General features: G+C 65.0%; 7 protein-coding genes. 6 read left to right on the forward strand and 1 reads right to left on the reverse strand.

Annotation, left to right across the window (positions count from 1 at the left end):
- Nucleotides 1-116: 116 nt before the first annotated feature.
- Nucleotides 117-1,253, reverse strand: coding sequence for a GGDEF domain-containing protein (locus EKM57_RS21230; RefSeq protein WP_129794543.1), 1,137 nt, complete (start codon nt 1,251-1,253; stop codon nt 117-119).
- Nucleotides 1,254-1,843: 590 nt separating this feature from the next.
- On the opposite strand from EKM57_RS21230, the gene EKM57_RS21235 reads away from it, so the two are divergent.
- The 6 genes from EKM57_RS21235 to EKM57_RS21260 form a co-directional block, all read left to right on the forward strand.
- A complete protein-coding gene (locus tag EKM57_RS21235; protein WP_129794544.1) occupies nt 1,844-2,566 on the forward strand; it encodes a hypothetical protein in 723 nt (240 codons plus the stop codon).
- Between the two features lie 792 nt (nt 2,567-3,358).
- Nucleotides 3,359-4,147: an IclR family transcriptional regulator gene (locus EKM57_RS21240; protein WP_165357604.1), complete on the forward strand. Its 789-nt coding sequence runs from the start codon at nt 3,359-3,361 to the stop codon at nt 4,145-4,147.
- A gap of 104 nt (nt 4,148-4,251) precedes the next feature.
- A complete protein-coding gene (locus EKM57_RS21245) occupies nt 4,252-5,358 on the forward strand; it encodes an amidohydrolase family protein (RefSeq protein WP_243451182.1) in 1,107 nt (368 codons plus the stop codon).
- A 120-nt stretch (nt 5,359-5,478) separates the two neighbouring features.
- Complete coding sequence (locus EKM57_RS21250) at nt 5,479-7,917, forward strand: TonB-dependent receptor (RefSeq protein ID WP_165357605.1); 2,439 nt, start codon at nt 5,479-5,481, stop codon at nt 7,915-7,917.
- 44 nt (nt 7,918-7,961) lie between these two features.
- Nucleotides 7,962-8,918, forward strand: coding sequence for a TauD/TfdA family dioxygenase (locus EKM57_RS21255; RefSeq protein ID WP_129794547.1), 957 nt, complete (start codon nt 7,962-7,964; stop codon nt 8,916-8,918).
- 45 nt (nt 8,919-8,963) lie between these two features.
- A partial coding sequence (locus tag EKM57_RS21260; RefSeq protein ID WP_129794548.1) for a thiamine pyrophosphate-binding protein occupies nt 8,964-10,192 on the forward strand: 1,229 nt, incomplete at its 3' end.

The following is a 10,192-nucleotide window of genomic DNA, read 5'->3' on the forward strand; positions in this document are numbered from 1 at the left end:
CTCCCAAAGCATAGGCGACCCAGGCACTAGGACGAGGGACACCAAGGAGAGGCTATTCGTCCAGCGAGAAAGCTTCCTATGCGAGCGATCCCGGACCTCACGGATCCGCTCCGTCGCTAGGCCGAAAGCCTGCGCCGATCGGGCAGACTCTCCGGCTGATACAATGCGACTCCCCCACCCTCGCGTTTCACGCGGATCAACGCCTCGTCAGCCCTCGCAATCAGATCATCGAGGTCGCTGCCATGCTCGGGACAGAGCACATAGCCGACGCTCGTGCCCACGCTCAGCCGGTGGTCGAGTATGGCGTAAGGCTCGGAAAGGGTGCGGGAGAGGCGCCGCGCGAACAGCTCCGCTTCTCCGCGGTGCTGCGCGCCGGTCTGAACGAGCACGAACTCGTCGCCTCCTACCCGGGCAGCGACATCGCCGTTTCGAAGGGTGCGCCGCAGACGGTCCGCCACGGCCTGGAGGAGCGCGTCGCCGACCGGATGCCCAAAGGTATCATTCACCGCCTTGAACCGGTCCAAGTCCAAACAGTGAACCACGAGCATCTCTTTTGGCCCGGAGTTCATAAGCGCGCGGTCGAACTCTTCCCGAAGCGACAGCCGATTGTCGAGGCCGGTCAGCGCGTCCGCTCGTGCGAGTGTCGCGAACGTCCGGCGCGCCGTAATCTCAGCGGCGGCGGTTCTGAAGTTACGCATCATGCTGTGGATGCCGCCGGCCAGGAACAGCAAAAGCAGCACCCCTGCGGTGAAATAGGTGTGATCGGGCATGGTCAGCGCGACGACGATGCTGGGGACGATCGCCAGCAAGATGCTGGGCAGCGCAATCCATGGGCGAAGGAAGATGCCGGCGGCGACGCCAGCCCCGTAGCCAAACAGGAGGCCGACGACGAGCATGTGCGACTCGGCAGTGGCGATCTGGAAGGCACGAGCGGCGAAGACCCCGAAGATGGCTGCGAACGCGAAGTAGGAAAGGGCGAACAGGCGTTCGATCTGGCGTGCTCCGGCGAGATCGATCATGTCGCTGCGGGCGCGATGGCGGAAGAGCAGCAGCACGATCAGCCGGACCACCACGGCGCCCCCACCGAGCAGCGCAAGCAGCTCGAGCAGGAAGTCCGGAGTCTCCGACGCGACATGAGCGGCGACGCCCACAAACGCGACCGCCATGATCGTGCTCGGAATGAGCGTCGCATAGAGTGAGCGGACGAGCACGATATAAGTGCCGTCGGGCAAGGTGTTGGGGCGGTCGGCCATTGAACGGTGAGAATATCAAGAAAGAGTAAAGGATTAGTGCCAAAGAGGCTTGGTCCGGCCACAAGGCGGAGTATTGGAGGATCATGCTGCAGCAGGGTCGAACCGCGGCCGATCGCTGGCTGGATCAGCAGCGGCTAGCCGGGCAGTGACGGCATTATCGGCCGGTTGCGCTGCCGCTGAAGAATGTTCTGCCCTGAGCCTCGCACATCACCGGTCCGGCCAGGACAAAGTCACCTGCGTCTCGCATGCCCGCGGCACCGGCTCAGTGGCATTGGAGGCCGACCCATTCCTCTGGCTATCCGAGGATTCGGTCTCGTTGCTGACGTGGACCGCACTTCCTGTCGCGGTTTCGACGACCTGAATGCGGCTCTCGCGAGCCCGTTCAATGCGGCTATCGTCGTGCCTATGATGATGGGTTTCCCTTTGGAGCGCCCTTAGCAGCCGCGGCGCTTCGTATCGCTGATCCTGAGTTAGCGGACGGCCCGCTCAAGAATTCCGGTCGTAACAACTAGTTGACGGCTCACTTGCTGCGCCGCGAGGTGGCGGATTGCCGACCATCGATCATCTTCTCCCCAGAGAGGAATTCGGACATGAACGCCAACCGGCTTCTGATTGTCTATTCCGCGGTGCTGACCCTTGGCTGCGCGATCGGGCTGGCCAGCGGTGCCATGGCCAATCAGGCGCCGGGTACCGAAAAGGCGCAGTTCGGCGAGATCGACGTGCAGCGGATCAACATCCGCGAGCCCGACGGCACTATTCGTATGGTGCTGTCCAATACCGCAAAAGCCCCGGGCATTTATTGGCGCAACGTCGAGCGCCCCCACCCCAGCGGACGCCGGACGGCCGGCATGCTCTTCTTCAATGAGGAGGGCACCGAGAATGGCGGACTGACGTTCAGGGGCCAGCGCATGCCGGACGGCAACGTCTCGAGCAACCTCCACCTTAGCTTCGACCAATATGAGCAGGACCAGGTCATAACGTTCAGCCAGGACGAAAATGGTGGCCGGCGCTTCGCCGGCATGATGGTGAGGGATGTGCCGGACGAGCCTGTCGATTTCGACCTTTTCCAGCGCCTCAACCAGATGCCGGAGGCGGAGCGGGCAGCGGAAATCCGGCGTCTGCGCGCAGCCGGCGTGGGCGGTCGCGACCGCGTCCTCATCGGCAAGACGCCGGACCGTCAGTCGGCGATTCTCCTTAGCGACGCACTGGGCCGGCCGCGTATCCGAATGCGCGTCGCCGCCGATGGCGCGTCGGCGATTGAATTCCTCGACGAGAATGGTGCGGTCGTTCGCAATTTGACACCGCAGGATTGATACTGTCCGTTCACCATAGGAATTTTTCCCGCATCCGTGACCGCCTCTGCATTCTGGTTGGTTCGCTCAGTGCAGCCACCCAGCACTGAAAAGGACGAAGATCGTCCATGCCGATCCGGTCGGACGTGGCCGTCGGCCGACCGGAGGTTTCGGGCGAATTCAGGTGCTCCCGCGGCAGTGGCGCGACATCATCAGCGCACATGGTTGGGCCGTCACGAGGACCAGGAAAGCGACACCGCTCATATCGTGCTTCCCTCCTGCCGGTCACGTGGTCAGCATGAATCGGCATTTCGGCCTGAGGAGACGCATGATGAACCCGGCACCGTCTTCCAGCGCATGCTGCTCGCGACGGCGGTGCCGCTGACGCTCGCAGCCTGCGAGGCGCGCGCGGATAGAGAAGCAGAGTACCCACCCTCTGCTTGAATCCCTAGAACCGCTGATGCCCAAGCCTGGCGGTAACCAACCCTCTCTTTTGCTGGAACGCATTGGCCGCTACGCTGCAAAGTTGCGCTGGTCGCCTCGACCGGCCGTGAACGGGTTCCCGGATGCGCGCACGATAAGGCTGGGTGCTCGGATATCGTTCTGATCGTCTCGGCGTCGAGCGTCGCCTGGCCAGTGTTGCCGACGCCCCGGGGCCGGGACCGCTCCGGAACCGGCGCCCGAAGGGCATCGGGCTGCTGGAATTTCCACCCCGCGCCGGCAATTGTCTATGCGGGGCCAATGCGAATACAGACACTCCGCACCAGCTCCGGCCCCGAAGGTCACGTCGATGAAAATGTCAGGTCACCAGCAATGACATCGTCCTCGGACGAGAAGGAGCGCGGATCCGGCGCGCGCCTGTTGCTGCTCCTGGACATAATCGCAGGTGTCGAGGGCGATTTCGTCCTCAAGGACCTGGCGACCCGCGCGCGCCTGCCGGTCAGCAGCGTCCATCGGTTGCTGCAGATACTGGTGAAAGCGGGGCTGGTGGAGCGTGCGGGTAGCGTCGCCTATCGGCCCGGACGGGAATTGTTCCGGCTGGCCTCGCGCGTGCTGCGCCACATGGACTATGCGACGGTGGCCAAGCCTTTCGTCAAGGCGCTGTGGGACCGCTGGCAGGAAACCGCGGTCTTCTCGCTTTATCGCCCCGCGAACCACAGCGCCCTGGTGGTCGAGCTCATCCAGACGCCCCACCCGCTGCGCCATGTCCTCGAGCCGGATACCGAGCTCTCGTTGCTCTGGGGATCCCTGGGCCGGTCGATTCTCGCCCACCTGCCGCAGGAGGAGTTCGCCGCCGCCTATGCGAAGGCCGGGCTCGGGCCGATCACGCACGAGCCGCCAGTGAGCGCGGCGGTGCTCGCCCAGGAGCTCGAGAAGATCCGCAATGACGGCGTCGCCGTCTTCAACAGCGAGGAAGCCGAACTGGCCGGGGTCGCTGCACCCGTTTTTGCGGGCGGCGTCGTGATCGGATCGCTGGGCGTGACCCAGCCCACCTATCGCTTCGCGCGGCTCGATGTCGAAGCCCTTGCCGCCGACGTCCGCGAGGGCGCGGCAGCACTCAGCGCGGCCCTGGGCGACATGGCTGGCGAAAGTAATTCCTGATACCGGAATTGCGTTTCCGGATGACGGAATTTCGTTGACTCGACCCGCTGCCCGTCTAGCCTTGGCTCCGAGGCCTCACAGAAGGCGCAAGCAGGAGGGCTGGGATGTCGGTCGATCGCAGGGAGTTCTTGGTCGCCGGAGCGGGCCTGCTGGCGGCACCCGCTTTGGCAGAGGCCGGATCAGGAGCGCAGGCGCAAAGGCAGCCGGCCCGGCAGCCGCCGCTGCGGCGCATCGCGACCGAAGAAGCCTGGACCATCCCGGAGCATCTCGACGCGCTGGCACCCCTGAGCCAGGGCACCTGGCGCAATCTCGATGTCGAGGTGATCAATCCGGCGGGCTCGCGCGCGACCGAGCCACTCTATGCCAATCTGCTGGACACCCAAAGGCGGCTGGCGGAGATGGACCGGCTCGGCATCGACATGCAGGTGCTTTCGCTCACGTCGCCCGGCGTGCAGTTGTTCCGCGCGGACCGTGCCGTCGCGCTTGCCGCCCTCGCCAACGACCGGCTGGCCGAGGTCGTAGGATCCGCCCCGACCCGATTTGCGGGCCTGGCCAGTTTTGCGCCCCAGGATCCGGCACGCGCATCACGGGAAATGGAGCGTGCCGTCGAGCGGCTTGGATTGAGCGGCTTCATCGTAAACTCGCACACCGACAACGAATATCTCGACGAACAGAAATACTGGCCGATCCTGGAGGCGGCCGAAGCGCTCGACCGCCCGATCTATATACATCCCCGCTGCCCCTCGGACGGGATGGCGGCGCCGTTCCGGGGCAATCGGCTGCAATCGGCGATCTGGGGATTCGCTATCGAGACGGGAACGCATGCCATGCGGCTCATCACCTCGGGCGTGTTCGACCGGTTTCCGAAACTCAGGATCGTGCTTGGCCACATGGGCGAGAACATCCCCTTCTACCTGTGGCGGAGCGACCATTGGTTCGAGCGGCGCCGGGACGTCTATCGCTCCTCCCTCAAGCCTTCGGAGGTGTTCCGCCGCAACTTCATGATCACGACCAGCGGCGTCGAGCATGAACCGGCGCTCCGCTACGCAATAGAGGTTCTCGGCGCGGATCGAGTGATGTGGGCAATTGACTACCCTTATGAGGCGATGTCGCCCGCCACGACTTTCCTGAACGACGCGCGGATCGAGGACGCGGACCGCGCAGCGATCTTCCACCGCAATGCCGAGCGGATATTCCACCTCCCCACCTGAATTTCCGATATATGGAATCTTAGTTCCTTATTTTGAAATTTCGATTGACTTTGTGCCGGGGCTGAATAGCCATGCCCTCAGCAAAGAGCGCCGGAGGGCGCCGCAATGGGGAGGAATGGCATGGAGAGGCTGTTCGATCTGAAAGAAGGCCGCGTCTCGCGGCTTTCCACTGGAGCGCGATGGAGCGGCTCGCTCGCGGCCCTGCTGGCCGGGTTGGCGAGCCCGGCGCTGGCCCAGGAATCGCCCATCGATTCCGCCGAAGCCGCCGATGAGGCCGCGACGGTCGAGGAGATCGTGGTCACCGCCCAGTTTCGCGAGCAACGCCTGCAGGACACGCCGATTTCGATCACGGCGGTGACGGGCGAGATGCTGGAAGCGCGCAGCCAGACCAGCATCGCCCAGGTCGCCGCGCAGGCGCCCAACGTCAATTTGCAGGAAGCGCCGGCCACCTACGGGCCCTCGATACAGGCCTTCATCCGAGGCGTGGGTCAGTCGGATTCCACCTTCGCCCTCGAGCCGGGCGTCGGCCTCTATGTCGACGATGTCTATTATTCCACGCTGCAAGGCTCGATGCTGGAACTGCTCGACCTCGAGCGCATCGAGATCCTGCGCGGTCCACAGGGCACGCTCGCGGGGCAGAACTCGATCGGCGGCGCGATCCGGCTCTATTCACGCCGTCCCGACGGGGATGACGGAGGCTATGTCCAGGCGACCTACGGCCGCTTCCAGCGAACCGAGTTGCGCGGCGCCGCCGACTTCACGCTGGTGCCGGATCAATTGTTCGCACGCATATCGGGGACGGCGGTCAATCGCGAGGGCTATGTCACGCGCTACGATTACCGGTGCACGCATCCGGATTCCCCGATCCGCTCGTTCGCGACCTCGAACGACTGCGTCCTCGGCACAGAGGGCGGCAAATCCTATGTCGCGGGCCGCGCAACCGTGCGCTGGGTTCCGCGCGACGATCTCGAATTCCTGGTGATCGGCGACGTGACGCGCGACGACAGCGAGTCCGCGCCCTCGACTTTGCTTTACGTGGGTTCTCTCGCCGGGCCGGGCACGCCGGCGACCCCACCCTATCTGCTCGACGGCGTCCAACTCGGCACGCCGGCGGGCTCGCCGTTCATCACTTATTCGCCCTACGGCAACTTCGCGCTCGACACCTTCACGGACAGCCGGTTCGTCAGCTACGAGAATTACATCAACTCGGAACCGCGCGACGGCACCGCGCCTTATTCGGTGCCGTCGGAGAACTCGCTCGACACCTGGGGGGTTTCGGGGCAGCTCAACTGGGATGTCACTGGCAATCTCTCGCTGACCTCGATCAGCGCCTATCGCCACTATAATGCGATCTTCTCGTCGGCGGAATCTTCGCCGCTCAACACATCGCTCGTCACGAATGACGTGACGCACCGCCAGTTCACCCAGGAGCTGCGGCTGACCGGCCAGGTCGGCAGGCTCATCGACTATACGGTGGGCGGCTTCTATCTGGACTCGCACAGCGAGGGCGGCTCGCGAGTCCAGCTCACCACGCTCGAATTCCGCCAGACCGACGATGTGCGTCAGGAGACCAAGGCGGCCTTCGCCAATGTCGAGGTCCACGTTACCGATGCGCTGAGCCTGATCGGGGGGCTGCGCTACAGCGATATCACCAAGACCTTCACTTATGCGCGCCTCGGGACGCCCGGCAACATCTATGGCGGCGCGGCGCCGCCTGCGCTGGCCCCGCTCGACGGGCTCGTCGTGGAGTTTTCGGGCGACCGCGTCGATTATCGCGCGATCGTACAATATCGCTGGTCCGACCAGCTGATGACCTACGCGCAGGTCGCGACGGGCTTCAAGAGCGGCGGCGCCAATCCGCGGCCCTTCTTCCCCAGTCAGGCGCTGAGCCACGACCCCGAGGTCCTGACCGCTTATGAGGTCGGCTTCAAGAGCGACATGTTCGACCGCCTGCTCAGGCTCAACGCCTCCGCCTTCCTCAACCGGTACAGCGACATCCTGGTCTCGGTCGCGACCTGCCCGACCGTCCCGGCGACACCCTGCGCGCTGCCGCTCAACGCCGGAGAGGCGGAGCTCCGGGGCTTCGAACTCGAGGCCTCGTTGCGGCCGGTCGCCGGCCTCCTGATCGACGCGTCGCTCGGCTATCTCGATTTCGAATATAAGTCGATCTCCGCGCTCGGCACGAGCGCCGGCATCACCTTGGATATGGACGCGCCGTTCGTGCAGGAGTGGCGGTGGAGCATCGGTGCCCAATATGAGATCGACCTCGGCAGCCTCGGCACCCTGACGCCGCGCCTCGACGTCAGCCATCAAAGCCCCTTCTTCGCCCAGGCGATCAACCGGCCGCCCTTCAACCGGGTGGAATCGCGGACCCTCGCCAATGCACGGCTCACCTACCGCGATCCCGGCCGCGACTGGCAGGTCTCGCTCGAAGTGACCAATCTCACTGACGAATTCTACTATGACGGGATCTTCGACAATCGCGGCTCCACCTCCTCCATCCAGGGACGGCCCGGGCGGCCCCGCGAGTGGGCGATCACGCTGAGACGCAATTTCTAGGCATCGCGGCGCCCGGCGCCGATCTGTGAACAGGAGTGATTTCGATGGCCACCACGCTCGACAAGCCTCAAGCCGCCCCGGCGCAGCCGGAGGGGACGATCGTCGCCGGGCTGCCCATGCCGCGGTTCGAGAGGATTCAGGTGGAGCCGATAAGCGGAGCCTGCGGTGCGGAAATCTCGGGCGTGGACCTGCGCCAGCCGCTGGACGACGAGACCCTCGCCGAGGTGATGAAGGCCTTCGAGCATTTCCTGGTCATCGTGTTTCGCGACCAGGACCTCACCGTCGACCAGCACAAGGCCTTTTCGGACCTCTTCGGCGAGCGGATGGAGCTGCCGCAGGCCCCCACCTACGGCGAGCATAGCGACATGCAGGAGGTTCGCCGCGAGGCGCACGAGCCGTCAAACGTCGTACCGTCCTTCGAATATTTCCACACCGACAGCCCGTTCCTCGCCCAGCCGCCCAAATGCATCGTGATGCGGGCGCTCGAGGTCCCCAGATATGGCGGCGATACCGCATTCTCGAACGGCTATCTCGTCTATGAGAGCCTTTCGGACGGGCTCAAGACGCTGCTCGACGGGCTGGAGGTCGTCTATTCGGGCAAGGACATCTGGGCCCGGAACGAAAAGCTGCCGCCCGAAAAGCGCCTTCGTCTGCGCGAGTCCCACGGCTTTGGCGAGCACGAGCTCGAGAACGTCCATCCCGCCGTGCGCGTCCACCCGGCGACCGGCCGCAAGGCGCTCTATGCCACGACCGCCTATTTCCGCCACTTCGTCGGATGGAACGAGGCCGACAGCTGGGCGCTGCTGAACCATCTTCAGTCGCTCGCCCAGTACCTCCACTTCCAGTGCCGGGTGAAGTGGAAGAAGGACACGGTCATCGTCTGGGACAACCGGTTCCTGCTCCATCGCGGCGTGCACGACTTCACGATGGAGCGCCGCCATCTGTGCCGCACCACCGTGCGCGGGGAACGCCCGCTCGGCCCTAACAGCGCTCGTGTCTGAAGCGACGGCTGCGCGGGCGGCGCCGGGGTCGGGGGAAATGGAAGAATGAAGCTGGGCGGAGCGATCGCGCAGGTCCTGAAGCGCGAGGGGGTCGACGTCATATTCGGCTATCCGCGCAATGCGGTGCTGGAAGAGGCGGCCGCGGCCGGCATTCGCACCGTCATCGTGCGGCAGGAGCGCACCGGCGTCCACATGGCCGACGCCCTTTCGCGGCTGACCCGCGGCGAGCGGATGGGCGTGTTCGCCATGCAGCACGGGCCGGGCACCGAAAATGCGTATGGCGGCGTCGCGCAGGCCTATGCGGAATCGGTGCCGGTTCTCGTCCTGCCCCAGGGTTACGCCCGCCGCCTCGCCTTCGTGCCCGACAATTACAACGCTTCGATCTCGATGCGCGACGTCACCAAGCATGCCGAGCCGGTGACGTCGGTGGATGAGATGGCGACGATCATGCGCCGCGCCTTCACCCAGCTTCGCAACGGACGCCTGCGCCCGGTTCTCGTCGAGCTGCCCAACGATCTCTTGTCGGACGAGCTGTCTCGGCCGCTCGATTATCGTCCGGTGGTGCGCGCCCGCTCCGCTCCGGACCCCGATGCGGTCCGCGCGGCCGCGCAGTTGCTGGTAGCGGCCACGCGGCCCGTCATCCATGCCGGACAGGGCGTGCATTGGGCCGGAGCCTATGACGAGCTGCGCGACCTTGCCGAGCTGCTCGGAGCGCCGGTCTCCACCACCCTCGAGGGTAAGAGCGCCTTCGACGAGACGCATGAACTTGCGCTCGGGTCGGGAGGCGCTGCCATTCCCCGCACGGTTCGCCATTTCCTCGACCAGGCCGACCTGATCCTGGGAATCGGCTGCAGCTTCTCGGAAACGGCTTTCGGCGTCGCGATGCCCACCGGCAAGGAGATCATCCATGCGACGCTCGACCCGGCCGATCTCAACAAGTCGGTGCCCTGCTCGCTGGCGCTGATCGGCGATGCCAAGTGGACGCTCGCCATGCTGGTCCGGGCCGTGCGCGAGCTCATCGGCACGCCGCGCGAGCGCTCCGCTATCGTCCGCGAGGTCAAGCAGGTGGAGCAGGCCTGGCTGGCCGAATGGTGGCCGCTGCTGACCTGCGACGAGGCGCCTCTCAGCCCTTATCGCGTTCTTTGGGATCTGCAGCAGACGGTCGACGTCGCAGACACGATCATCACCCACGACGCGGGAAGCCCGCGCGACCAGCTCTCGCCCTTCTGGAAGACGATCGCGCCGCACAGTTACATCGGATGGGGCAAGTCCAC

This window comes from Sphingosinicella sp. CPCC 101087 (assembly GCF_004151485.1).
GTDB lineage: Bacteria > Pseudomonadota > Alphaproteobacteria > Sphingomonadales > Sphingomonadaceae > Allosphingosinicella.